This is a genomic window from Stenotrophomonas sp. S4, assembly GCF_054187805.2.
In genome coordinates, this window is the sequence record NZ_CM196188.1 from 1,415,689 (window position 1) to 1,440,092 (window position 24,404).

24 protein-coding genes are annotated in these 24,404 nt (G+C 67.2%); 13 read left to right on the forward strand and 11 right to left on the reverse strand.

All coding sequences use genetic code 11. The features are described 5' to 3' along the window. Nucleotides 1-10: 10 nt before the first annotated feature. From ACUZUJ_RS06470 to ACUZUJ_RS06480, 3 genes are all read left to right on the forward strand, one after another. Nucleotides 11-733 carry a pseudouridine synthase gene (locus ACUZUJ_RS06470; RefSeq protein ID WP_005408708.1) on the forward strand — a complete coding sequence of 241 codons (723 nt, stop codon included), beginning with the start codon at nucleotides 11-13 and terminating at the stop codon, nucleotides 731-733. A gap of 135 nt (nucleotides 734-868) precedes the next feature. Next, nucleotides 869-1,939 carry a sensor domain-containing diguanylate cyclase gene (locus tag ACUZUJ_RS06475; RefSeq protein ID WP_135967676.1) on the forward strand — a complete coding sequence of 357 codons (1,071 nt, stop codon included), beginning with the start codon at nucleotides 869-871 and terminating at the stop codon, nucleotides 1,937-1,939. Between the two features lie 116 nt (nucleotides 1,940-2,055). Further along, a complete protein-coding gene (locus tag ACUZUJ_RS06480) occupies nucleotides 2,056-3,216 on the forward strand; it encodes an AAA family ATPase (RefSeq protein WP_075674952.1) in 1,161 nt (386 codons plus the stop codon). Nucleotides 3,217-3,246: 30 nt separating this feature from the next. On the opposite strand, the gene ACUZUJ_RS06485 is transcribed toward ACUZUJ_RS06480, so the two are convergent. From ACUZUJ_RS06485 to ACUZUJ_RS06495, 3 genes are read right to left on the reverse strand one after another with little or no spacing between them, the layout of a single operon-like run. Beyond that, a complete protein-coding gene (locus tag ACUZUJ_RS06485) occupies nucleotides 3,247-4,194 on the reverse strand; it encodes a DMT family transporter (RefSeq protein WP_458220086.1) in 948 nt (315 codons plus the stop codon). Between the two features lie 34 nt (nucleotides 4,195-4,228). Continuing rightward, the gene (locus tag ACUZUJ_RS06490; protein ID WP_458220085.1) at nucleotides 4,229-5,059 is read right to left on the reverse strand and encodes a DUF72 domain-containing protein; all 831 of its coding nucleotides are present in this window, start codon (nucleotides 5,057-5,059) and stop codon (nucleotides 4,229-4,231) included. Continuing rightward, the gene (locus tag ACUZUJ_RS06495) at nucleotides 5,056-5,499 is read right to left on the reverse strand and encodes a VOC family protein (RefSeq protein WP_049446290.1); all 444 of its coding nucleotides are present in this window, start codon (nucleotides 5,497-5,499) and stop codon (nucleotides 5,056-5,058) included. Before ACUZUJ_RS06495 ends, ACUZUJ_RS06490 begins: the two co-directional genes overlap by 4 nt. Before the next feature lie 110 nt (nucleotides 5,500-5,609). Between ACUZUJ_RS06495 and ACUZUJ_RS06500 the strand changes: the two genes are divergently transcribed. The 3 genes from ACUZUJ_RS06500 (at nucleotide 5,610) to agp (ending at nucleotide 10,409) form a co-directional block, all read left to right on the forward strand. After that, nucleotides 5,610-7,169, forward strand: a complete 1,560-nt coding sequence (locus tag ACUZUJ_RS06500; protein ID WP_510468072.1) for a serine hydrolase — start codon at nucleotides 5,610-5,612, stop codon at nucleotides 7,167-7,169. A 199-nt stretch (nucleotides 7,170-7,368) separates the two neighbouring features. After that, a complete protein-coding gene (gene smrA / locus ACUZUJ_RS06505) occupies nucleotides 7,369-9,201 on the forward strand; it encodes a multidrug efflux ABC transporter SmrA (protein ID WP_458220083.1) in 1,833 nt (610 codons plus the stop codon). Continuing rightward, entirely contained in the window at nucleotides 9,198-10,409 is a 1,212-nt protein-coding gene (gene agp / locus ACUZUJ_RS06510) for a bifunctional glucose-1-phosphatase/inositol phosphatase (RefSeq protein WP_458220082.1), read from the forward strand. The genes smrA and agp overlap by 4 nt, the downstream gene beginning before the upstream one ends. Before the next feature lie 9 nt (nucleotides 10,410-10,418). Here agp and ACUZUJ_RS06515 read toward each other — a convergent pair whose 3' ends face one another. Continuing rightward, the gene (locus tag ACUZUJ_RS06515) at nucleotides 10,419-11,417 is read right to left on the reverse strand and encodes a polysaccharide lyase (RefSeq protein ID WP_458220081.1); all 999 of its coding nucleotides are present in this window, start codon (nucleotides 11,415-11,417) and stop codon (nucleotides 10,419-10,421) included. A 211-nt stretch (nucleotides 11,418-11,628) separates the two neighbouring features. Between ACUZUJ_RS06515 and ACUZUJ_RS06520 the strand changes: the two genes are divergently transcribed. Further along, complete coding sequence (locus tag ACUZUJ_RS06520; protein WP_049446279.1) at nucleotides 11,629-11,865, forward strand: hypothetical protein; 237 nt, start codon at nucleotides 11,629-11,631, stop codon at nucleotides 11,863-11,865. Between the two features lie 89 nt (nucleotides 11,866-11,954). On the opposite strand, the gene ACUZUJ_RS06525 is transcribed toward ACUZUJ_RS06520, so the two are convergent. Continuing rightward, nucleotides 11,955-13,763, reverse strand: coding sequence for a DUF885 domain-containing protein (locus tag ACUZUJ_RS06525; protein WP_014036483.1), 1,809 nt, complete (start codon nucleotides 13,761-13,763; stop codon nucleotides 11,955-11,957). Between the two features lie 112 nt (nucleotides 13,764-13,875). Between ACUZUJ_RS06525 and ACUZUJ_RS06530 the strand changes: the two genes are divergently transcribed. Then, a complete protein-coding gene (locus ACUZUJ_RS06530) occupies nucleotides 13,876-14,232 on the forward strand; it encodes a GFA family protein (protein WP_458220080.1) in 357 nt (118 codons plus the stop codon). A gap of 32 nt (nucleotides 14,233-14,264) precedes the next feature. Beyond that, nucleotides 14,265-15,041: a DUF4349 domain-containing protein gene (locus ACUZUJ_RS06535; RefSeq protein ID WP_458220079.1), complete on the forward strand. Its 777-nt coding sequence runs from the start codon at nucleotides 14,265-14,267 to the stop codon at nucleotides 15,039-15,041. A gap of 31 nt (nucleotides 15,042-15,072) precedes the next feature. Here ACUZUJ_RS06535 and ACUZUJ_RS06540 read toward each other — a convergent pair whose 3' ends face one another. Together ACUZUJ_RS06540 and ACUZUJ_RS06545 are read right to left on the reverse strand one after the other, a co-directional pair. Beyond that, nucleotides 15,073-15,366: a hypothetical protein gene (locus ACUZUJ_RS06540; protein ID WP_005415831.1), complete on the reverse strand. Its 294-nt coding sequence runs from the start codon at nucleotides 15,364-15,366 to the stop codon at nucleotides 15,073-15,075. A 68-nt stretch (nucleotides 15,367-15,434) separates the two neighbouring features. After that, complete coding sequence (locus ACUZUJ_RS06545; protein WP_101765183.1) at nucleotides 15,435-16,379, reverse strand: LysR substrate-binding domain-containing protein; 945 nt, start codon at nucleotides 16,377-16,379, stop codon at nucleotides 15,435-15,437. Nucleotides 16,380-16,494: 115 nt separating this feature from the next. On the opposite strand from ACUZUJ_RS06545, the gene ACUZUJ_RS06550 reads away from it, so the two are divergent. Further along, nucleotides 16,495-17,367 carry a DMT family transporter gene (locus ACUZUJ_RS06550; protein ID WP_032128339.1) on the forward strand — a complete coding sequence of 291 codons (873 nt, stop codon included), beginning with the start codon at nucleotides 16,495-16,497 and terminating at the stop codon, nucleotides 17,365-17,367. 586 nt (nucleotides 17,368-17,953) lie between these two features. Here ACUZUJ_RS06550 and ACUZUJ_RS06555 read toward each other — a convergent pair. Further along, nucleotides 17,954-18,850 (reverse strand): peptidylprolyl isomerase, encoded by an 897-nt coding sequence (locus ACUZUJ_RS06555; protein WP_049446275.1) that lies wholly within the window; start codon nucleotides 18,848-18,850, stop codon nucleotides 17,954-17,956. A 136-nt stretch (nucleotides 18,851-18,986) separates the two neighbouring features. Between ACUZUJ_RS06555 and ACUZUJ_RS06560 the strand changes: the two genes are divergently transcribed. Next, complete coding sequence (locus ACUZUJ_RS06560) at nucleotides 18,987-19,352, forward strand: PadR family transcriptional regulator (protein WP_010486360.1); 366 nt, start codon at nucleotides 18,987-18,989, stop codon at nucleotides 19,350-19,352. Next, the gene (locus tag ACUZUJ_RS06565; protein WP_049446272.1) at nucleotides 19,349-20,338 is read left to right on the forward strand and encodes a sensor domain-containing protein; all 990 of its coding nucleotides are present in this window, start codon (nucleotides 19,349-19,351) and stop codon (nucleotides 20,336-20,338) included. Before ACUZUJ_RS06560 ends, ACUZUJ_RS06565 begins: the two co-directional genes overlap by 4 nt. Nucleotides 20,339-20,453: 115 nt before the next feature. Here ACUZUJ_RS06565 and ACUZUJ_RS06570 read toward each other — a convergent pair whose 3' ends face one another. Continuing rightward, nucleotides 20,454-21,761, reverse strand: coding sequence for a polyhydroxyalkanoate depolymerase (locus ACUZUJ_RS06570; protein WP_164118833.1), 1,308 nt, complete (start codon nucleotides 21,759-21,761; stop codon nucleotides 20,454-20,456). A gap of 93 nt (nucleotides 21,762-21,854) precedes the next feature. Then, nucleotides 21,855-22,445: a class I SAM-dependent DNA methyltransferase gene (locus ACUZUJ_RS06575; protein WP_049446269.1), complete on the reverse strand. Its 591-nt coding sequence runs from the start codon at nucleotides 22,443-22,445 to the stop codon at nucleotides 21,855-21,857. A gap of 149 nt (nucleotides 22,446-22,594) precedes the next feature. Between ACUZUJ_RS06575 and ACUZUJ_RS06580 the strand changes: the two genes are divergently transcribed. Then, complete coding sequence (locus ACUZUJ_RS06580; RefSeq protein WP_014036492.1) at nucleotides 22,595-23,050, forward strand: CopD family protein; 456 nt, start codon at nucleotides 22,595-22,597, stop codon at nucleotides 23,048-23,050. A gap of 313 nt (nucleotides 23,051-23,363) precedes the next feature. Here ACUZUJ_RS06580 and ACUZUJ_RS06585 read toward each other — a convergent pair whose 3' ends face one another. Further along, entirely contained in the window at nucleotides 23,364-24,323 is a 960-nt protein-coding gene (locus tag ACUZUJ_RS06585) for an acetyl-CoA carboxylase carboxyltransferase subunit alpha (protein ID WP_049446267.1), read from the reverse strand. Nucleotides 24,324-24,404: the final 81 nt, after the last annotated feature.

Sequence of the window (24,404 nt, forward strand, 5' to 3'; positions counted from 1 at the left end):
TAATAGGCCGATGACCACCCGACTCAACAAACATATCGCCGACACCGGCTTCTGCTCCCGCCGCGAGGCCGATCGCCTGATCGCCGCCCGCCGGGTCACCGTCAACGGCCATCCGGCCGGCACCGGCGCGGTGGTGGGCGAGGAAGACCAGGTGCTGGTCGACGGCCAGCCGCTGCGCGCTCGCGTGGCCCGCAAGCCCGGCGCCCGCCGCCACGTCTACATCGCGCTGAACAAGCCGGTCGGCGTCACCTGCACGACCGAGACGTCGGTCAAGGGCAACATCGTCGACTTCGTCGGCCATGAACAGCGCATCTTCCCGATCGGCCGCCTCGACAAGGAGTCGGAAGGCCTGATCCTGATGACCAGCAACGGCGACATCGTCAACCAGATCCTGCGTGCCGAGAACGGCCACCAGAAGGAGTACCTGGTGGCGGTGAACAAGCCGGTCACCGACGAGTTCCTGCGTGGCATGGCCCGTGGCGTCCGCATCCACGACCAGATGACGCTGCCGTGCAAGACCTCGCGCATCGCCAAGTTCGGTTTCCGCATCACCCTGCAGCAGGGCCTGAACCGGCAGATCCGCCTGATGGCGGCCGAGTTCGGCTATCGGGTGACCCAGCTGCGCCGCGTGCGCATCGACAACATCAAGATCGGCGCGTTGAAGCCGGGCCAGTGGCGCAACCTGACCGAGCAGGAGCTGCAGGGCCTGCTGCCGAAGCAGCTGGACTGGTAAGTGCCGGCCGCTGGCCGGCTGCAATGGGCGTGCGATGGACCCGGGATGCCGGCCAGCGGCCGGCACTGCCCGTTGTGCGGATTGCGCGCCGGCATCGGCTAGACTTCGCGGTGACCTGCCGGAACGTGACGCTGCATGATCAAGCCCGACAAGCCTGCCAATGAAGCCCTTCGGCTTGAGGCGCTGTACCGCTACCGGATCCTCGACTCGGAGCGTGAAAAATCCTTCGACGACCTGGTGGTGATCGCCAAGGCGGTCTGCGGCACCTCGATGGCGGCGGTGACCCTGATCGATGTCGAGCGGCAATGGTTCAAGTCGATCCAGGGCATCGATGCGGCGGAAAACCTGCGCAGCGAATCGATGTGCGGCCACGCGATCCTGCAACCGCAGCAGGTCATGGTGGTCGAGGACGCGTTGCAGGACATCCGCTTCCACGACAACCCGGTGGTGACCGGCGACCCGCACATCCGCTTCTATGCGGGCGCGCCACTGATCAGCTCAGATGGCCTGCCGCTGGGCACGCTGTGCGTATTCGATGCGCAGCCGCAGCACCTGGCCAGCGACAAGGCCGAAGCGCTGGCCGCGCTGTCGCGGCAGGTGATGCTGGTGATGGAACTGCGCCGCTTCGCGCTCGACATCCAGAAACACATGCTGGAGCGCGATGACTACGAGCGCCTGCTGTCGGAGTACCAGGACGTGCTGCTGGCGCAGAATGCGGACCTGGCCGAGCAGAGCCGCACCGATGCGTTGACCGGCCTGCCGAACCGCCGTGCGATGGCGGCGGCGCTGGAAGAGGCGGTGGCGGTGAACGGAGACCAGCCCGGTGTGGCCTGCGTCGCACTGCTGGACATCGACCATTTCAAGCACATCAACGATTTCCAGGGCCACGCCACCGGCGACCGCGTGCTGGCCGAACTGGGCGTGCTCCTGCGTTCCCATTTCGCCGGTCGCGGCATGGCCGCGCGCTATGGCGGCGAGGAGTTCGTGGCGGTGATGCCGGCGACCGACCTGCGCACCGCCGAACTGCAGTGCGAGTTCCTGCGCCTGGCGGTGGCTGACCTGCCGCTGGGATTCCCGGTCACGATCAGTATTGGTGTGGCCCAGCACCAGCCTGGTGAAAGCGTGGATGACACGCTGGCACGTGCCGACAAGGCGCTGTACCGGGCCAAGGGCAATGGCCGCAACCGGGTGGAACGGGCGGGCTGAAGCACCCCCGGGTAGATCCACGCCATGCGTGGATGCTGTTCCCGATTCACATCGCGTCGCAGCACCTGCGATCAGAACCGGGCAGCATGACCTCCCTGTTCCCACGGACACCGACCATGCTGCAGACCCTGGCCATCGCCCACTATCGCTCGCTGCACGGGCTGGTATTGCCGCTGCAGCAGTTGAATGTGGTGACCGGTGACAACGGCAGTGGCAAGTCCAGCCTGTACCGCGCGCTGCGCCTGCTGGCCGAGACCGCGCAGGGTGGCGTCGCGGCGGTGCTGGCCCGCGAAGGCGGGCTGGGTTCGGCGCTGTGGGCGGGCCCGGAAAAAATGGACCGTCGGGTTGCTGCCGGCGAGATCCCCCTGCAGGGCGGCCCACGCCAGGAATCGGTGGGATTGAAGCTGGGCTTCACCACTGACGAATTCGGCTACGCCATCGATCTGGGCTACCCGCCGCCCAGCCGATCGGCCTTCGCATTGGACCCGCAGATCAAGGCCGAGGCGATCTGGGCGGGCCCGTTCCTGCGCAGCGCCAACCTGCTGGTCGACCGCCGTGGGGCGATGGTGCGGCAACGCCATGCGCGCGGCTGGGATCTCGTGGATGACCGGTTGTCGCTGTTCGACAGCCTGTTCACCCAGGTCGGCGATCCGCAGCGCATGCCGGAAACCATTGCCCTGCGCGAGTACATCCGCCGTTGGCGCTTCTACGATCATTTCCGCAGCGATGCCGATGCACCGGCGCGGCAGCCGGCGATGGCCACGCGCACGCCGGTGCTGCATCACGATGGCCGTGATCTGGCCGCGGCCTGGGTCACCATCCTCGAGATCGGTGACCCGGTTGCGTTGGCACGCAGTGTCGACGATGCGTTCCCGGGCGCCTCGGTCGGCTTCGAGGAACTGGATGGCCGGTTGGCGCTGCGTTTCCACCAGCCCGGGCTGCTGCGGCCCTTGTCGATGGCCGAACTGTCCGACGGCACGTTGCGCTTCCTGCTGCTTGCCGCAGCGCTGCACACGCCGCGTCCGCCGCCGCTGCTGGTGCTCAACGAGCCGGAGACCAGCCTGCACCCGGACCTGTTGCCGGCGCTGGCACGGCTGATCATCGCGGCCAGTGCGCGCAGCCAGGTCTGGGTGGTGTCACATGCCAGCCGCCTGATCGCAGCACTGGAGCAGGCGCCCGGGTGCCATTCGCTGCACCTGCACAAGGAACAGGGCCGCACGTTGCTGAGCGGGCAGGGCCTGCTGGATGCCCCGGCATGGCACTGGCCGCAGCGTTGATACGGCCACCCACGTCCGGCGTGGACGCGCTCAATCGGCGATGTTGCGCGCCTCGGCCGTACCGAGAATCTCCGGGTGCTGCACCGGCTTGCGGCGGTTCAGCAGCGGATGCAGGAACACGGCGCCGACGATGATCGCCACGCCCAGGTAGAACCACGGGGTGACTTCGCGCTGCTCGCGCAGCAGCACCACCGCCAGTACCACCGCATAGACCGGCTCCAGGTTGGTCACCAGCTGCACCGTGTAGGCGCTCAGGTGGCGCAGCGCGACCAGCGCCAGGGCGAACGGCAGCAGCGTGCAGAACCCGGCCAGCACCAGCAGCAGGATGCCGTCGTGCAGGTCCGGCACCACCCACAGCGGGCTGGCCAGCGCAGGCAGCAGGTAGGGCATCAACGGCGCCAGCAGGGTCAGGGTGAGGGTGCCCGCACCCAGCTCCAGCGCGGTGACCGTGAGCGGATCGGCGTGGCTGACCATGCGCTTGTTGAGTGAGCCGAACACCGCTACCAGCAATGCCGAGATCGCGCCGATCAACACGCCCAGGCGCATGCCATCGGGCACGCCACCGACCACCAGTGCCACGCCCGGCAGAACGGCCAGGCCGAAGGCGAGTTCACGCAGCTGGAATGGCCGCTTGGCCACCCAGGGTTCGATGATCGAGGTGAACACCGGCGCCAGCGCGATGCAGGTGGCGGCCACCGAGGCATTGGCCAGCTTCACCGCACCGTAGAACGTCAGCCAGTGCAGGGCGACCAGGGCGCCGATGCCGGCATAACCGGCTACCAGCCGCAGCGGCAGCGTACGCAGTCCGCGCCAGACCCGCGGCAGCAGGGCCAGCATCGCCGTTACCAGCAGCATGCGCCACCACACCAGCGGCAGCGCGGGCAGCGTGATCAGCTTGCCGAGGATGGCGGTGACGCCCCACAGCAGGACACAGAAATGGATCTGCCACAGCGCTTTGCGGGTGTCGGGTGTGCTCATCCGCCTATTGTGAGGCAAGGCGATGACCGCAGCGCTATCCGCGTGAGGAATTGCGGGGGGCGTCCACCCGCCGCTGCAGTGCCATCGCCGCCGCCGGGTTGCGCGCCTTGCCTGCGCCGATGCACAGCAGGTAGACCTCGCGCGGGGTTTCCGGGGCCGGCCCTGCCAGGCAGGGCAGGTCATCCACCGGCTCGCCGCGTGACCAGCGCAGGGCACGTTCGGCCCAACGCTGCTGCAGCGGCGCTGGCAGGCCTTCGTTCAAGCGGGCCTGGCTGCGCTTGATCCGCGCGTAGACGAAGCCGGCACTGACATCACCATGCAGGGGCGCCTCGTCGCTGTCCTCGATCACCAGCGCCACGCCGTGTCGGCGCGCGGCAGCGACCAACGCCGGGCCATGCGCCTGGGCGTTGCGCACCTCCAGCGCGTGTTGCAGCGGCACCTCCTCCAGCTGCTTCGGCAGCTGCGCCATCAGCGCGCCCAATGCATCGGCATCGGCCGGATGACGCGGATCGAACTGCCACAGCAACGGGCCGAGCCGGTCACCGAGCGCCAACGCCGCCTCGAGGAACGCTGCGGCGGCCTCCACGGTGCTGGACAGGTCGCGGCGCTGCACCAGGTAGCGCGGCGCCTTCAACGAGAAGCGGAAACCGCCGGGTGTCTGTGCAGCCCATTGCGCGCACTGGGCCGCAGTGGGCGTGCGGTAGAACGTGCCGTTGATCTCGATGCAGCGCAGGGCGCGGCTGGCATGGGCCAGTTCCTCGCGCTGCGGCAGGCCTGGCGGATAGAACATGCCGCCGCGCCATTCGGGAAACACCCAGCCGCCGATGCCGCAGCGGATGGCCGCCTGGCCGGCAGCTGTGGTCATTGGCCGTGGTCCGCGCGCCACGGATCGTAGCTGCCGAACCACCACAGGTAGCCTTCCGGGTCGGCGCAGGCGTAGCCACGGCCGCCGTAGTCCTGGTCGGCGATGTCGATGACGATGCGCGCGCCGGCGGCCTTGGCCCGGGCATAGTGCGCATCGGCATCGGTGACGATCACGCAGGCGCTCTGGGTCTGGCGTCCGCCGACCTCGTCAGGCATCACGGCATGCTGGTTCCACTCGCTTTCCTTGTTGACCGAACCGAGCATGATCATGCCGTGGCCGAAAGTGAGCTGCGCATGGAAGACCGTATCGCCATCGGCGTAGACGGCCTGGGCATGGAAGCCGAAGGCGCGCTGCAGCCAGTCGATGGCGGCCTGCGCGTCGCGGTAGCGCAGGCACGGAATGATGGTGGAGCCGCTGCTGGGTTGGCCGTTCTCGCCCATGACACCCCTCCTATGGCACAGGGCAGGGTGCGCCGCGGACCGTTACCATCCCGCGAAACCCCGGTGACGGCCTGCACACGGCCGCTACCCCTGTTCGGAGATCGTGCTGGATGAAAACCTGGATCGGAGGTGCCGTGCTGCTGGCGTGCACGACCATGGCGAGCGCGGCGACCCCGCCGCCGCTGCAGGACCTGGATGCGACCGTCGAGCGCGTGCGCGCGCAGTTCGACGTGCCCGGCATCGCCGTGGCCGTGGTCAAGGACGGCCAGGTGGTGCTGGAGCGCGGCTGGGGTGTGCGCGAGCAGGGCAAGCCGGAGCCGGTGCAGGCCGACACGCTGTTCGCGATCGCCTCCAATACCAAGGCGTTCACCGCCACCTCGCTGAACCTGCTGGCCGAGGACGGCAAGCTGAAGATGGACGACAAGGTGATCGACCACCTGCCGTCGTTCCGCATGTCCGATCCGTTCGTGACCGGGCAGATGACTATTCGTGACCTGCTGTCGCATCGCAGCGGCCTGAGCCTGGGCGCCGGTGACCTGCTGTTCTGGCCGACCACCTCCTACAGCAACGCCGAAGTGGTACAGCGGCTGGGCAAAGTGCCGTTGAAAGGCGGCTTCCGCGAGAGCTACGCCTACGACAACATCCTGTACGCGGTCGCCCAACAGGTGATCGAGCACGTCTCCGGCATGAGCTACCAGCAGTTCCTGCAGACCCGCATCTTCGACAAGGTGGGCATGGCCGGCACGCGCTACAACGCCGACCACCTGAAGCCGGGCGACAAGGCGGCGGTCGGCCACGCCAAGTACGATTTCAAGGACCTGCGCACCGTCGCGCCGTTGACCTGGTCGAACAATGCCGGCGCTGGTGGCATCTATTCCAGTGCGCACGACATGGCACGCTGGATGCAGGTGCAGCTGGCCGAGGGCAAGCTGGCCGACGGCACCGCGCTGTTCAGCGAAAAGAGCCAGCAGCAGATGTGGCGGATGATCACCCCGCAGTCGATCCCGGCGCCGAGCGTGCCGGAGCTGGCACCGGCGCGGGCCAACTTTGCCGGCTACGGCGAAGGCTGGAGCCTGAGCGATTACCACGGGCAGAAGCTGGTCTGGCACACCGGGGGCTGGCCGGGCATGGTTTCGCGGCTGACCCTGGTGCCGGGCGAGAAGCTGGGCGTGGTGGTGCTGACCAACCAGGAAGTGGGTGCGGCGTTCAACGCGATCACCCTGAGCGTGCTTGATGCCTATCTGGGCGGCGAGAAGCACGACTGGGTAGACGCCTATGCCAAGGCCGTGGCCAAGGGCCAGGACAAGGCCGACGAGGCCTGGGCCAAGCACCAGGGCGCGCGCGACAAGGGCAGCAAGCCGTCGCTGCCGCTGGCCGGCTACACCGGCACGTTCCGCGACCGCTGGTATGGCGACATGCAGATCAGTGCCGAGGGCAGGGGCCTGCGCCTGCGCTTCATGAAGACCGCGCAGCTGAGCGGCCGCCTGGAGCACTGGCAGCACGACACCTTCATCGTGCGCTGGGACAACCGTTCGCTCAACGCCGATGCGTTCGTGAACTTCAGCCTGGACCCGGACGGCAAGGTGAGCGAGGTGCGCATGCAGTCGATCTCCGACCTGACCGATTTCAGCTTCGATTTCCAGGACCTGCTGTTCACCCCGGTGAAATGACGCCGCCGGGCGTGGCCCGGCGCTGACGTTTGACGAATCCGATGGGTAGTGCCGGCCGCTGGCCGGCAACCTCATGATCCCCGGATGCGTCGCAAGGGTGCCGGCCAGCGGCCGGCACTACCGGAGCCGTGGCGATCATCGGCTGGCGTACACATCCGGCGTGGGATACTTCGCCGCTTGCAAGAGGCGAGGGAGTGCGATGTTCCGTTGGTTTGAATCCCTGATCCCGGTGTTCCCCCCCGTGGATGGGCGCATGCCACCGCGCAAGGTGCTGCCGTTCTACCTGCACTACCTGCGCCCGGTGTGGCCGGTGCTGTTGGCGACTCTGATCGCTGGCCTGCTGCTGGCGCTGGTGGAAGTGGCGATGTTCGATTACCTGGGCCGCATCGTCGACATGGTCGCCGAGCAGCCCGGGGCTGATTTCTTCAAGCGCCATGCCAATGAACTGGGCTGGATGCTGTTCATCACGGTCATCGCGCGGCCGATCCTGGTCGGCCTGCACAACCTGCTGGTCAACCAGGCCATCGTGCCCGGCCTGAGCAACCGCTCGCGCTGGCTGATGCACAATTACGTGGTGCGGCAGAGCCTGAGTTTCTTCCAGAACGACTTCGCCGGCAGCGTCGCCAACCGGGTGATGCAGACCGGCACCTCGCTGCGCGAATCGGCGGTGCAGATGGTCGATTCGCTCTGGTACATCGTCGTCTACACCGGCACCGCGCTGTACCTGTTCGCGCAGGCCGACTGGCGGCTGATGGTGCCGCTGATCCTGTGGCTGCTGGCCTATGCGGTGATCATGGTCTACTTCGTGCCGCGCGCGAAGGAACGGGCCTGGATCGCGTCCGAGGCACGTTCCAAGGCGATGGGCCGCATCGTCGATGGCTACACCAACATTCCCACGTTGAAGCTGTTCGCCCATGGCGGACGCGAGCAGGCCTACGTCGCCGAATCGATCCAGGAACTGGCGGTCAAGCACCGCGCGCAGACCCGGGTGACCACCGGCATGGACCTGACCATCGCCATCGTCAACGGCTTCCTGATCGCCGGTACCTGCGGGCTGGCGCTGTGGCTGTGGAACGGCGGGCACATCACCGTCGGCGCGATCACCCTGGCCACCGGCCTGGTGATCCGCATCCACAACATGTCCGGCTGGATCATGTGGACCATCAACGGCATCTTCGAGGACATCGGCACGGTGCAGGATGGCATCACCACCATCGCCCAGCCGCTGACCGTGCAGGACCGCGAGGATGCGGTCCCGTTGCAGGTGACCCGTGGTGGCGTGCACTTCCAGGACATCCATTTCCACTACGGCAAGAAGGGCGGCGTGATCGCCGGCCTCGACCTGGTGGTGAAGCCGGGCGAGAAGATCGGCCTGGTCGGTCCCTCGGGTGCCGGCAAGTCGACCCTGGTCAACGTGCTGCTGCGCCTGTACGACCTGGAAAGCGGCCGCATCCTGATCGACGGCCAGGACATTGCCTACGTCACCCAGGAAAGCCTGCGCCAGCAGATCGGCGTGGTCACCCAGGACACCTCGCTGCTGCATCGCTCGATCCGCGACAACCTGCTGTACGGTCGCCCCGACGCGACCGATGCGCAGTTGCGCGCTGCCGTGGCCAAGGCGCGTGCCGAAGCCTTCATCGATACGCTGGTGGACGGGCAGGGGCGTCGTGGCTACGACGCACATGTCGGCGAGCGTGGCGTGAAGCTGTCCGGTGGCCAGCGCCAGCGCATCGCCATTGCCCGCGTGCTGCTGAAGGACGCACCGATCCTGGTGCTGGACGAAGCGACCTCGGCACTGGACTCGGAAGTCGAAGCGGCGATCCAGGACAGCCTCGACCAGCTGATGGGCGGCAAGACGGTGATCGCGATCGCACACCGGTTGTCGACCATCGCGCGCATGGACCGGTTGGTGGTGATGGACCAGGGGCGCATCGTCGAGACCGGCAGCCACGCCGAATTGATTGCGGCCGGTGGCCTGTACGCACGGTTGTGGGCGCGGCAGACCGGTGGTTTCGTGGCCGCCGATCAATGATTGCGCTGCTGTTGGCACTCAGCCTGGCGACCACGGCCGCAACTGCGGCGCCGGTCCCCATGCAAGGCGACCAGCTCGAGCAGGTGGTCCTGCTCAGCCGCCACAACCTGCGCGCGCCGGTGGTGGCATCGGGCGCGTTGGCCAATGCCACGCCAGAGCGCTGGCCAGGCTGGGACGTCGCCTCAGGCGAGCTGACCACCAAGGGCGGCGTGCTGGAGGTCTACATGGGCCGCTACATCGGCCAGTGGCTGCGCCAGGCACAGCTGCTGCCGCCGTCGGATTGCCCGCAGCCGGGTGACTTCCACGCCCATGCCAACAGCCTGCAGCGCACCCAGGCCACCGCGCAGTTCTTTGTTGCCGGTGCCTTCCCGGGCTGTCATGTTGCGGTCGAGCAGCGCATGCCGCTGGGCACGATGGACCCGCTGTTCAATCCGGTGATCCACCGCGATGACGCGGCGTTCCGCACACGTGCGGTGTCGGCGATGCAGCAGGCGCTGGCCGCATCCGATCTGGCTCCGGCGCTGTCCGTCGTGGAGGCGATCACCCGCTATCCGCAGTCGGCGGCATGCAAGGGGCGCAGCGACTGCCATCTGGCGCTGGCCGACACCTGCTTCAGTGCAGCCCCGGGCAAAGAGCCACGCGCGTCCGGTTCGTTGGCCTTGGCCAGTGGACTGGTCGATGCCCTGTTGATGGAGCACTACCAGGGAAGCGGTACTTCGCGCGAAGGTTGGGGCCGCTTGAACACGGAAGGCCAATGGCAGGCGTTGGCGCAGATCCGCAACCGCTACCAGGACATCCTGTTCGGAACACCCGAGGTGGCGCGGGATGTGGCCGGACCGTTGCTGGCACGCGTGGACGCGTTGCTGGAAGATCCCGCATCGCCGAAAGTGAGCCTGCTGGTCGGTCACGATTCCAACATCGGTTCGGTGCTGGCGGCGTTGGGCATCAGCGACTACAGCCTGCCGGGCCAGTACGAGAAGACGCCGATCGGCGGCCTGCTGCAGTTCGAGCGCTGGCGTGACCGCCACAGCGGCGAGGAACGGATCCGCCTGGCCTACGTCTACCCGACCACCGCGCAGCTGCGCGATGCGCTGCCGCTGACCAACGCGCAGCCGCCGGGCCGCGTCGCGCTTCGGGTGCCGGGGTGCGCGGCGCAGGGCTGCACCGTCGCCGAGTTCCAACGCCTGCTGCATCCAGCAGCGCGCTGAGTTTCGCCGCTAACGCAGCGGCGCGCGCACGATGCCATGCGTGGCCATCAGCGTAAGGTCGCCGCCCAGCCGTGGCGAGTGGAACGGGCCGCGTGCATGCGCGGCGTCGAACAGGCCGCCATCCGGTGATCGCAACCGGTAGAACTCGACCCAGCCGCTGGCCTGCAGGGGCCGCTGTGCAACGCCGGTGTGTTGGTTGAACCATGCAGGGTCCTTGCTGCCTTCGACGACGCGGCGGGCAAGGCGGTCGATGGCGTGATCCCTGCTGGCGTACCAGTCCTGGCCGCGCAGCCGCGCCAGCTCAGCCATCATCACCAGCGGTGCCAATGCGTAGTCATGGTAGTGCAGGGCACGTTGCCCGCGCGCCATCTCCAGCGGCAGGCTGCCATCGTCCTGGATGTCATCGATGCCCTTCTGGAAGGCGGCGTGGCCGGCCTGCCACAAGGCCTCGTCACTCGTGGCCAGGCCGGTGGCCAGCACGCCCAGGCCGCCCCAGTAGTAGTGGTTGTTGCGGCGCCGTTTCGGATTGTCCCAATACGCCAGATTGGCCCGTGCCAGCTTCTGCAACCAGGGGTCAATGCGCGCGCGCTGCCGGGTATCAGCCTGGTCATGCACCTTCAGGTAGGCCATCGCTACCGCATCGAGCATCCACTGCCGCATGTAGAACGACTGATCGTTGTTGACCCGGATCATCTGCCCGAGCATGGCGCCATCGTCGGCCCACGCACCCAGCCAGCCCAGCGTGCACTGTGCCGCTGCCGGGTTACCGTCGCGCAGGTAGTCGTCGCTCATGCGCGCCACGTCGGCGGCATAGCGGTCCAGCGGCGCAGTGGCGTCCTTGTTCTGCTGGTGCAGTACCGGGTCGATCACCGAGCCGGCCTTGTCGGTGTAGTAGCCCAGGGCGCGGATGTCGGGGTGTCCGGCCGGTGGCGGCGGGCAGGCAGCGTAGGCAGGAGCGCAGGCCAACAGCGCGGGCAGCAGCGCAAGACGCAAGAGGGGGAGAGACATGGACGCCGGCGGAAGGGGGAACCCGGCGAAAGATGCGCCCGGAGTTGTTCGCCAAGTGTGAGGTCACGCACGCCCGATGTGCAACGGTTCAGGACCGGAGCGGCTCCAGCGTGGCGGGAAGGATGCGTTGCGCTGTAGGCGACGCGTGCCCTTCTGGGCAGCGGGGTTGCGATGTAGTCTGCGGGTGATTCACCTACTCTGGAGATCGACCATGAAAATCACGGACTTTCTGGTAATGGATCACTATGGCGACCAGATCGACGCCGATCCCCATGGCAACAACATTGCATTCTGCTGTTTCGACTGCGGGTATCCCATACTGGCCGTCGCGCTGGAGAACCAACGTGGGTTTGATGAAATGCATCCGGCGGCATGCCGGGGCTGCAAGGTGAAGTACTTTCTTGATATCCGCAGCCATGCCGGGAAGCTGTACATACACCGGATGTGAGGCCGTTGGGTGCTTCAAACGAGAACGGCCCGGGAAGCCCGGGCCGTGAGATGCTGCCAGAGCCGCGGGGCATTCAGCCCCGCGCCCGATCACTCGATCGGCTGGTCCAGCATCAGCTGGCGTGCGAAACGCACCGGCGGGGCGCCGTAGGACAGCACCTGGTCGTGGTACGCCTTCAGGTTGAACTTGTCGCCCAGCTTCTCCTGCACCGCCTTGCGGGTGTCGAAGTGTTCCTGCGCACCGACGAAGTAGGTCGGCAGCTGCGCCGAGGTCAGCTGCGCGCGCACCCACTTGCCGGCGGCTTCGCTTTCCTGCTGGAACGCGTCGTGGGTCATCAGGTGCATCGCCTTCTCGCGATCCCAGTTGTCCACGTGCACGCCCTGGTCGAGGATCGCGTTGGAGATCGTGCGCAGGTAGAACTTCAGCTGCACCAGGTGGAACAGCGGGTCGTTGTTGAGGTAACCCTGCTCCTGCATCATGCGCTCGGTATAGACCGCCCAGCCTTCGGCGAACAGGCCCGAACGCAGCACCGCACGCAGGGTCGAGGGGAACTTGGCCGAGTGCCAGCCTTCCAGGTAGTGGCCCGGGGTGCCTTCGTGGATGCTCAGCAGGTGGATCATGCGCGAGTTGTATTCACGCAGGAACGAGTCGACCTGCTTCTCGTTCCAGTCGTCCGGAATCGGCGACACGGCGTAGAAGGTCTTCAGGTTCTTGTCCAGCGGGCCCGGCGAATCGCAGTAGGCCACGGCCACGCCACGCTGGAATTCCGGCATCAGGATGATGTCCACCGGCGCATCGGGCAGGGTCACCAGGTCGTGCTCGCGCACGAACGCGGTGGACTGCTCCAGCGCGGCCTTGGCGTCGTCGACCACCTTGTCGCGCGCCGGCTTGTCAGCGTAGGCCAGTTCCAGTGCGGCCTCGATCGCCTTCTGCTGCTGCTCGTCGGTCGGCTGGGCCGGCATTTCCGGCGCACCCGGCTTGTCCTTCAGCACGGTCTGCGCGATGCCGTACATGTCTTCGCGCACGCGCTTGAGTTCGGCGCGTGCACGCTCACCGATCTCCTGGCGCGACAGCGAGGAGCTCAGTGCGAACTTCAGCTTCTGGTCGTACTTTTCCGCACCGATGCGGAAGTCGCCCTTGGCATTCGGCACCAGGGTCTTGTCCAGCCAGGTCTGCTGTTCGTCCACGGCCTTCTTCAGGCCGTCGATGGCGGCCTGCAGGCGCTGCTGGTCGGCCTGCGGCAGTTCACCGATGTGCGGGGTGATGAAGGTATCGACGATGCTGAGGATGCCCTTGTTCTGCTTGGCCACCGTCTCGGCGTGGATCTTCGGCACGCGGGCCGGATCCAGGTTCTCGCGGGCCTGGGCGAAGATCGCCGGCAGCTTTTCCATGCGCGCGGTGGCCGACTTCAGGCGCTCCGGCAGCGGCGCGAACTCGCGGGCCATCAGGCCGTAGATCGCGCTGCCGGCGATGCCGTTGTACAGCTGCGGGTCCCACTTGCCGGACTGCAGCACTTCGGCGTTCCAGATCTCCGACTGCAGCTGGTTGCGCAGGATCGCTGCGTCCACCTGGTTCTCGCGGCCCAGCTTGGCCACCTCGATCTTGTCCAGCTCGCCCAGCAATGCCTTGTAGGCGGCCACGGTCTTCTGCTGGCCGGCGGCACTCAGGTCATCCAGCTCGCTGTCGTAGCGGTGGTCACCGATCTGGGTGGCGCTGACCGGCGAGAGCTGCATCCAGGTGTCCAGGGCGCGCTTGGACAGGTCGGCGAAGGCGGCATCGACCGCCGCGTCACCAGCCTGCTGGCTGGCGGCCGGGGTGGAACCGTTGGTCGGGGCGTCGGCCGGCTGGCAACCGGCCAGGGCGGCGACCAGGGCGAGGGCAAGGAGATGCGGGCGCATCGGCGTTCCTGTACAGGGTCAAACCCAGAGCATAGGCCCCCGGGGCTGCTTTGTCCCCGTGCCATAGGATTACCATGGGCGCAGACAGGGACTCTCCAGCGGAGCGCAGGACATGGAATACCAGGGAAGCTGCCATTGCGGCAGGATCGCATTCACCGTGCAGGCCGGGACGCCGATCAGCGACGTCATCGACTGCAACTGCTCGATGTGCCGCCGCCGCGGCAGCCTGCTGTGGTTCGCGCCGCGTGAGGCGTTCCAGCTGACCACCGATCCGGCGGACGTGGCGACCTATCATTTCAACAAGGCGCACATCGATCACCACCACTGCCGCGAGTGCGGCATCGCGCCGTACAGCGAAGCGGTCGACCCGCGCACCGGTTCGCCGATGGTGGCGGTGAACGTGCGCTGCGTGCCGCAGGTGGACCTGGCCGGTCTTTCGGTGACCTCCTACAACGGGGCCGCTCTGTGAGGTCGCTGCGCGCGTGGACGCGCTTGATAGCGATGCCGGTACTGCTGCTGGCACTGGTGGCCTGCGCCAGGAACGGCGAGCGCGCGGCAGAGGCCGGCGCCACTGCGGCCGATGCCGCTGTCGCGTCGCCGGAAGGCGCGTTCCTCGCCTACGAACATGACGTGCAGGTGCAGCTGGAGGCGGCGCAGATCGCACCGCGCATCCAGCAGATCGCACAGGCCTGCCAGAGTGCGAAGTTCGGCGACTGTGCGGTGCTGCAGGTTGACCAGCGCAGCGGCGAGCAGCCCAGCGGCGAGGTCAAGGTGCGCATCGCGCCGAAGGGCGCCGAGCCGTTGATCGCGATGGCCGGTGAAGGTGGAAAACTGCAGTCGCGCAACACGCGCGCCGAAGATCTCGCGCAAGCCGTGGCCGATACGGCACTGACCAAGGCGCGGCTGGAGAAGGAACATGCGCGGCTGCTGTCCTACCAGGACCGCAAGGACCTGAAGATCGAAGACCTGATGGCGATCACCACGCGCCTGTCGGAGATCGAAGCGGGCGTCGAGCAGGCCAACAAGGATGCCGCCCAGCAGCGCCGGCGCATCGATACCCAGCTGGTGACGATCCACTTCGACACCACCTCGGGCCAGCGCAGCCGCAGCGAGATCGGTGAGGCGCTGAGCGAGTCGGGCAGCATCCTCAGCACCAGTATTGCGTTCCTGATCCGCGCCGCGGCCGCGCTGCTGCCGGTGGCGGTGCTGGCCCTGATCGCGGCCTGGGGTGTGCGGGTGTGGTGGCGCCGCCGCCGCAGGCTGCCGCCCAGCCTTTGAGGTGAAGGTTGATGCCGGCAACCCGCCGGCATCAGCCCTCGTCGGTTTCGTATTCCACGAACACGTCCAGCTCGAGCGCCAGTTCCTGCACGGCATCGCGCACCTTCTGCGCGGTGCTTTCATTGCCGACTTCCACTTCCAGTTCGTGGATGCCTGGGCCGATGTCATCGGACAGCCCGGCCGAACTGGAATCGTCGTCGTCCATGTGCGGCATCAGGTCGTCGGTTTCCTCGACATGTTCGATGCCATCCAGGCCGAGCAGCAGGTCGCTGATCGCGCGGGCGTCGTCTTCGGTTCCGGTGATGCGCAGTCGCAGCATGGCCATGGCGTCGATACGGTGTGGGGTTGCCTGCAGCCTAGCCAGCGTGAAGCAAAGAACGGGTGAGGGCGCAGTCAGCCGTGCGTGGCCGGGCGCCCGAGCAGGCTTTCCGGCAACGCGGGAATCGGCGTGCGTTCGTCCTGCGCCTGCTCCAGCAACCAGTCGATGAACAGGCGCGCGGCGTGGCTAGGCGGTTGTCCTTCGGCATGCACCACGTGATACGCGTAGCGCGCTTTCAGCGCCGGGCCGGGCAGGCGCACCACCTCGTAGCGTTGCAGGTAGGGCTGCGCGATGTGGGTGCGTGCCAGCACCGCGCCCATGCCGTACACCGCGGCACGCATCGCATCGGTACTGTCGGCGAAGGTATGCATCGGCGGCAGCGGCGAGGGCGGGCGCACGCCGGCATGACGGAACCAGTCACGCCAGCCCTGTGGCGAAAGGTCGGTCAGCAGCGGCAGGTCAGCGATGCGCGCCGGATCGACCAGCGTTTCGACCCCGGCCAGCGCCGGTGAGGCCACCGGGAACAGGTAGTCGTCCATCAGGTGCTGCGCACGCAGGCCCGGCCATTGGCCCAGCCCGTAGCGGATGCCGACTTCCGGCCCGTTGTCGTCGTAGCGGTCCAGGCCGCTGCCGGTATGCAGCTCGATGCGGATGTGCGGATGGGCCTGGGTGAAACGCGGCAACCGCGGCAGCAGCCAGCAGTACGACAGCGAACGCAGCGTGGTGATCCGCAATGGCACGCTGTCCGCATCCGGGTGCAGATGGTGGGCAACCGCCGCGACATCGGTGAAGGCAGCGCTGGCGGCGTCGGCCAGCTGCCGGCCCTCGGCGGTCAGGCGCACGCCGCGGGCATGGCGCAGGAACAGCCGGGTATCCAGCACCTCCTCAAGGCGGCGCACGTGATGGCTGACCGCGCTTGCGGTCAGGTGCAGCTCCTGGGCGGCCTGGGCGAAGTTCTGGTGGCGCGCGGCGACCGCGAACACGGCCAGCGCGGGGAGCAGGGAAGGGCGTAGCTGCATGTCGAGCCTCAAACCATATTTGTGGCTGGCAGCGATACTACGCGCTTGTGCGGCAGGCGTCTGCGCCCGATCCTGTCTGCCTTGGCGAGGAACAGACGATGGACGGAGGCAGGGCATGAATGCGGTCCCACAGGCGGCCGAGCGCGACTGGCGCACACCGCTGGAATTGACCCTGCTGGGCGCCATCTGGGGCTGCTCGTTCCTGTTCATGCGGGTAGCGGTGCCGTCGTTCGGCCCGTTCGCGCTGGTCGAGGTGCGGCTGGTGCTGGGCGCGCTGGTGCTGCTGCCGTTCCTGTGGCGCGCCCGCGCACAGTTTCCGCCGCGGCGCTGGCTGTGGCTGGCACCGATCGGCCTGATCAACTCGGCGCTGCCGTTCGTGCTGTTCGCTTATGCCGCCGAACAGGCACCGGCCGCGATCGGTGCGATCTGCAATGCGATGACGGTGCTGTTCGCCGCGCTGATCGCTTTCCTGTTCTTCGGCGAGAAGATCGGCATGCGCCGTGCGGGCGCGCTGCTGGTCGGCTTTGCCGGTGTAGTGGTATTGGCCACGGCCAAGGTCTCGGGCCTGAGCATCGGCACCGCGGTGCTGGCCGGCGCCGCTGCGTCGCTGCTGTACGGCCTGGGCGTGAACCTGGTGAAGCGGCACATGACCGGCCTGCCGTCGGCGGCAGCTGCGGCGGCAACGCTGTCGTGTGCCTCGCTGTGGATGCTGCCGATGGCGGTGAGCCACTGGCCGCAGGCGGCGATTCCAGCCAAGGCCTGGGGCGCGGCGATTGCCCTGGGCGTGGCCTGTACCGGCCTGGCGTTCCTGATGTTCTACCGCCTGATCGGGCGTATTGGCCCCTCGCGTGCATCCACGGTGACCTACCTGATTCCGCTGTTCGGCGCGGCGTTTGCGTGGTTGTTCCTGGGTGAGCCGGTGACGCTGCAGATGCTGATTGCCGGTGCGTTGATTCTGGGGAGTGTGGCGGTGAGTCAGAAGGGCTGAGGCGTTGGCGTTTTGCGCGTGGCGCGTGCTGAAGGTGCTTCATCGTTCATGGGTGTTACTTTTCTTTGTACGCAAAGAAAAGTAACCAAAAGAAACGTTCCGCCAGCCGCGAGCCGATGCTACGCATCGGTGCCCTGTGCTCCTCGGCCCGTCGAGGGACGGCGCGGGAACTCGCTGCGCTCAGACACCCGCGCCTCTTCGCCCTCGCCGGACCTGCGGTGCTCGGCTCGCTCAAGGCGGACCCAGATCAAAGGCCACAGCTGCACCCAGTAGATCCACGCCATGCGTGGATGCTTTTGCGGTTGATCTTGACCTTCCAGTCCGCTTTGAGCGAGCCGAGCATCGCAGGGGAATCAGGGGCGAAGAGGCGCCGATGTCCTGTAGAGCCGACTGTTAGTCGGCTGACTTCCTCGCACCGTCCCCTGATTCACCGAGAAGCGCAGGGGACCGGCGTGCGAAGCACGGCGGCTCGCAACCTGGCGGCGCGTTTCTTTTGGTTACTTTTCTTTTCGCGCGAAAAGAAAAGTGACGCCCATGAACAATGAAGCGCCTTCAGCAGGCGCCACGCGCAGAACCTGCGACGGCGCTACTTCACCGGCACCGGAATATTGCAAAGATCGATATGCCCCGCCGGGCGCTTGTAGAAATCATCCACGCGATTGCGACGGGCCTCCACCGTATCGGCGAAGGTCTTCGAATCGGTGCGCAGCACCTGGATCGGGGTGCGCTCGGCTGCCGGCACGTCGCTGGCACGGTGGATCGACACGATCGGCGTACGCAGCTTCGGGTCGGTGTAGAAGCCCATCGGCGCCGGGCCGCGCGGGGTTGCACTGAGCAGTTCCATGCCTTTCAGCACGCGGCCGACCAGGGTGATGTTGCGGTCCAGCTGGCGCGGCGACTGCCCGGTCACCACGTACAGTTCGGCACCGATGCTGCTGTCTTCCTCGTTGCTGCGGCCGGCGCCGAGCATACCGTAGCAGTGCGCCAGCCAGGCCTTGCCGGCCTGCGGGTCCTGGCCGACCGGGAAGCCGTCGACGAAACCGGTCTGCGCGGCCCAGCCGTCGCGATCCGGCAGCACGCTGACCTTCAGGCCGGCGCTGGCGCGTTCGAATTCAGCCGGCAGCTTGCGCGCGGCACTACCGAACGGCTTGGCCTTGGCGGCGTCATCGGCGTCGGCATCACCGAACTGCACCACGAAGTTGTCCTGCGAGCGGTAGATGCTGGTGCCGTCCCAGAAGTGCTCGTGGGCGAAGGTCTGGATGTTGGCGACATGGCGCGGGGCGAATTGGGGCGCCAGCTCGATGATCACCCGCCCGGCCGGCAGGTCCATGTACAGCAGGTTGGCCGGGTCCGGGGTGCGCCAGTCGCTGGCCGCCGACGCGTCGAGGATCTGCTGCGGGCTGCGGTAGGGCGTGGCCGCGCTGGCCAGGGCGGGCAGCAGGCAGGCGAGGGCGGTCAGGGCAAGGCGACGATGGTGCGGCATGGGAACCCCGGAACATGAACGAGGCTTCGATTCTGCGCGAGCGGCCCGGCCACGCCAACCGGCACGATGACTAACGACACATTCGCTATACCGAACTTCGTACTAGTGTGGACTTCAACGTAGTGGAGGGCCGGCCATGTCCGAGGACGATGTCCACCTGAAGAAGTTCCAGAAGGAGCTGAGCGCCGGAACGGTGTCGCTGGCCCTGCTGGCGGTGCTGGCCCGGGCCGGCGAGCCGCTGTACGGGTATCTGATCGCGAAGGAACTGGAGCGGGTGGGCGAGGGCGTGCTGAGCGGCAAGCAGAGCGCGCTGTACCCGGTGCTGCGCAACCTGGAGGGCGCCGGGCTGCTGGAAAGCCATGTGGAGCCGTCCAGCAGCGGGCCGCCGCGGCGCTACTACCGCATCAACGAACGTGGCCGCGACGTGCTGGCGCAGTGGCGCCAGGCCTGGCAGGCCACCCGCGATTCCGTCGATTCCGTGTTGGAGGGGGTACCGCAATGAACGACCCGAGCCTGGCAGGCCGAGCCCTGCCGACCACCATTCCACAGTACCTGACGCAGCTGCGCGCGGCGCTGGAGGGCGCCGATCCGGCGATGGTGCAGGACGCGCTGTACGACGCTGAGGAGTACCTGCGTTCGGAGCTGGCCGCGCAGCCGGGCCGCAGCGAGGCCGAGGTGATCGCCGACGTCGCCGGCAGCTATGGCGCACCGGACGAAGTGGCCGAGATCTACCGCGAGACCGAAGTGACCGTGAACCGCGCGCTGCGTACACCGCGTGCGGATACCGCGCCGGTGCTGCGTGCGGCGGCCGAAGCCAGTGGTGTCGAGCCCGCCGCGCCGCCACCGGCGCCGGTACAGCGCTCGCTGCTGGCCCGCTTCTTCGGCGTGGTGGCCGATCCGCACACCTATGGCGCGCTGTTCTACATGCTGCTGTCGCTGGCCACCGGCATCTTCTTCTTCACCTGGGTGGTGACCGGCCTGTCATTGTCGCTGGGCCTGCTGGTCCTGATCATCGGCATTCCGCTGACCGTGCTGTTCTTCGGCTCGGTGCGCGGGCTGGCGCTGCTGGAAGGGCGGCTGGTGGAAGCGCTGCTGGGCGAACGCATGCCGCGCCGTCCGCGCTATACCGACCGCAGCCGCACCTGGCTGCAGCGCGTCGGCGACATGTTCACCGATGGCCGCACCTGGCTGACCCTGCTGTACTTCGTGCTGATGCTGCCGCTGGGCGTGGTCTACTTCACCATCGCGGTGACCCTGCTGTCACTGTCGCTGGGCCTGATCTGGGCGCCGGTCGCGGCGATCTTCAGCGGCGACATTCCGGGCGTCTACGTCGACGGCGTGAACGTGCTGCCGATGGCGGCCTCGCCGCTGGTAGCGATCGTGGTTGCCGCCGTGGGCGCGTTGCTGCTGCTGCTGACGATGCACCTGGCACGCGGCATCGGCAAACTGCATGGGCTGATCGCCAAGAACCTGCTGGTGCGGTTGTAAGCGGTCAGGGGTCATAGCCCTGTTCGCAGAACAGGGCTATGACCCCGGATCCGATCGTGCTGGGGTCAGAGCCCTTTCCGTTGGAAAGGGGTCCGACCCCGGGTCGGGCGGGGCATTACCCCGCCTTGCGCCGCAACGGGGTCACGTTGCTCTTCTTCTTCGTGGCCTTCGCCGCCGGGGCTTCGGCATGTGCGGCGAAGAAGTCGCGCACCTTCGGGTACACCACTTCGCGCCAGCGACGGCCGCTGAAGATGCCGTAATGGCCGGCACCTTCGACGATGAAATGCTCGCGGCGGTCAGCCGCGATACCGGTGCACAGCGCCTGCGCGGCTTCGGTCTGGCCGAGGCCGGCGATGTCGTCCAGCTCGCCTTCGATGCTCAGCAGCGCGGTATCGCGGATCGCCGACGGATCGACCTTCTCGCCGTTGACCACCCACTCGCCACGCGGCAGCAGGAAGTCCTGGAACACCACGCGGATGGTGTCGAGGTAATACTTGGCCGGCATGTCCAGCACCGCGTTGTACTCGTCGTAGAAACGACGGTGCGCGTCGGCGTCTTCCAGGTCGCCCTTGACCAGGTCGGTGTAGAAATCCCAGTGCGAGCTGAAGTGGCGGCTCGGGTTCATCGACAGGAACCCGGCGTGCTGCAGGAAGCCCGGGTACACGCGGCGGCCGGCGCCGGGATAGCTGGCCGGCACGGTGTGGATGACGTTGTTCTCGAACCACGACAGCGGGTTCTGCGTGGCCAGGTTGTTCACTGCGGTCGGGCTGCAGCGGGCGTCGATCGGGCCACCCATCATCACCAGCGTGCGCGGCGTGGGTTCGCCACGGCTGGCCATCAGCGAAACCGCAGCCAGTACCGGCACGGTCGGCTGGCACACGCTCACCACGTGCAGGCGCTCCACGCCAAGGTGGCGGATGAACTCCTGGATATAGGCGATGTAATCGTCCAGGCCGAATTCGCCTTCGCTGGACGGCACCATGCGCGCGTCGACCCAGTCGGTGACGTACACGCGGTGGTCGCGCAGCAGCGTGCGCACGGTATCGCGCAGCAGCGTGGCGTGGTGGCCGGACAGCGGCGCCACCACCAGCACGAACGGCTGGTTGAGCATGGTGTGCAGCTGGTCGGCTTCATTGCTGTGGCGCTTGAAGCGCAGCAGCTTGCAGAACGGCTTGCTCACTTCCTCGTGCACGACGATCGGCACGCGCTCGCCATCGACGTCGATTTCGTTGATGCCCCACTCGGGCTTCTCGTAATCCTTGCCGATGCGGTGGAAGAGTTCATTGACCGCTGCCAGGCGATCGGCACCGGGCATCTGCGACCACCAGTGGCCCTGGTTGGCGAAGAATTTGGCGTTGGCCTGGGCCTGGTGCACCCAGGGGGCGAGCAGGTTGCGGGTCAGTTCGTGCAGTTGATAGAGCATGACGACCGAATATGTATGGTCATATGTTGCCGCGCAGCATATCCCATCCGGGTGTCCCGCAGGTTAAGTCGGCTGAAAATAATGAATCCGGATTCACATCCGTTCCAGCGCGGCCGCATCGCCTGCCAAGGCGGGGCCGAGCCAGCAGTGCGACCCGACCGGCTGCAGGCCTTGCCGGGCCAGCGTCCGTCGGTACCAGCGCGCCGGGCGGGCCTGGAAGCCCTCGTGGTCGCCCTCGAACGCGTCTTCGGCGGCGAAGGTCTCCAGGAAGGCCACGCCGCCGGTCAGCTCCGCCACGCCGGCCAGTCCGGCACGCAGCTCGCGGTCGGGCACGTAGTGCATCACGTCCGAGCAGACCAGCAGGTCGACCGGGGCGCAGGGCCGCAGCCAGGCGAAGTCGCCAAAGCGGGCCAGGTGCAGGTTGCGGGTGCGGCCGTAGCGGCGCACAGCGTACTCGCTGCTGTCGAAGCCGAGGTATTCGACCTTCGGACGCAGCTTCAGCAGCGGCGCGCGCCAGGCGCCTTCGCCGCAGCCGATGTCCAGCACGCTGCGGATCGGCCGCTCCAGATAGTACTCGGCGCTGGCCACGGCCAACGCGACCTTGCGCGCCAGGCGGGCGCTGCCGCCGATGTCGGCGCGGCGGTACCAGCGTTGGAAGTAGGCGGCGTCGTAGGTCTTGTCCATGGGGTGGTGCGCGATCGGGGAAAACGGCGCCTATCGTACGGTGTTGCGGCGCGCCATGCGTCGATGTGTCGCGGCGTGCGTGCCTGCGGCCGCCTTGCCATGGCATGCGAGAATGGCCGCCAACCTACGCCAGCCGCCGGAGCGAGCGCATGCAGAGCTACTACTGGGTCAAGACCTTCCACATCGTGTTCGTGGTGGCGTGGATGGCCACGGTGTTCTACCTGCCGCGCATCCTGGTCAACCTGGCCGAGACCGCAGGCCAGCCGGCGGTGACCGAGCGCCTGCAGCTGATGGGCCTGCGCCTGTACCGCTTCGGCCACTCGATGTTCGGCCTGGCATTCCTGCTCGGGCTGGTGCTGTGGCTGGGCTACAAGGTCATTCCGGACTTCCCGACCATGGTCGCCCCGGGCGGTGCCGGTTGGCTGCACGCCAAGCTGGGGCTGGTCGTGGTGTTGCTGGCGTACTTCATCTGGATCGGGCGGCTGCTGAAGGGCGTGGCCAAGGGCAGGGCGCTGCCGTCGTCGCGCGCGCTGCGCTGGATCAACGAGATCCCGCTGCTGGCGTTCATTCCGATCGTGTGGCTGGTGCTGGCCAAGCCGTTCTGAGATCCCGCTATCCGTAGAGCCATGCTTGGCTCTACGGGTTCGCGTGATTCTTCGCCAAAGCAGAGGCATCCACGCATGGCGTGGATCTACTGGGTGCAGCTGTGGCTTTTGATGTTCAGGTCCGCCATGAGCGAGCCGAGCATCGCAGGCGAATCAGGGGCGAAGAGGCGCCGATGTCTGAGCGCAGCGAGTTCGGCGCCGTCCCCTGATTCACCGAGAAGCGCAGGGAACCGGTGCATGGCACCGGCTCGCGTTCGGCGGCGTGTTCTTTGGTTACTTTCTTGCACGAGCAAGAAAGTAACAAGCCGATGAATCAGGCCGCTTCGTACGTGCCGTAGCTGCGCAGGCGGGTGTAGCGCTGTTCCAGCAGCTGCTCGGTGGACAGCTTGTCCAGCGCGTCCAGTTCGTTCAGCAGCACGGCCTTCAGGCGCTTGGCCATCTGCGTCGGGTTGCGGTGGGCGCCGCCGGTCGGCTCGCGCACGACCTTGTCGACCAGGCCCAGGCTCTTCAGGCGCGGCGCGGTCAGGCCCAGCTGCTCGGCGGCATCCTTGGCCTTGCCGGCATCCTTCCACAGGATCGAGGCGCAGCCTTCCGGGGTGATGGTCGAGTACACCGCGTATTCCAGCATCACGGTACGGTCGCCCACGCCCAGCGCCAGCGCGCCGCCGGAGCCGCCTTCACCGATCACGGTGCAGATGATCGGCACCTTCAGTTCGGCCATCTCGATCAGGTTGCGCGCGATCGCTTCGGACTGGCCGCGCGATTCGGCGTCGATGCCCGGCCAGGCGCCGGCGGTGTCGATCAGGGTCAGCACCGGCAGGCCGAAGCGTTCGGCCATCTTCATCAGGCGCAGGGCCTTGCGGTAGCCCTCCGGCTTGGGCATGCCGAAGTTGCGCTTGATCTTTTCCTTGGTGTCGCGGCCCTTCTGGTGGCCGATCACCATCACCGCGCGGCCGTTGATGCGGGCCAGGCCGCCCATGATGGCCTTGTCGTCGGCGAAGGCGCGGTCACCGGCCAGTTCCTGGAACTCATCGCAGATGATGCGGATGTAGTCAGCGGTGTACGGGCGCGACGGGTGGCGGGCCAGCTGCAGCACCTGCCACGAGGTCAGGTTGCGGAAGATCTGCGCGGTGCGCATGCGCAGCTTGTCCTGCAGCGCGTGCACTTCGGCCTCGACATTGACCGCCGGCCCGGCACTGGCGTTGCGCAGCTCCTGGATCTTGGCTTCCAGGTCGGCGATGGGTTGCTCGAAGTCGAGGTAGTTCGGATTCATCGGAAGCCGTCGTGTAAAGAAGAGGGGAATTCTAGCCGAATGCGTGCAAACCGCCCGTACGCCCTCGTCTGGAAGGCGACG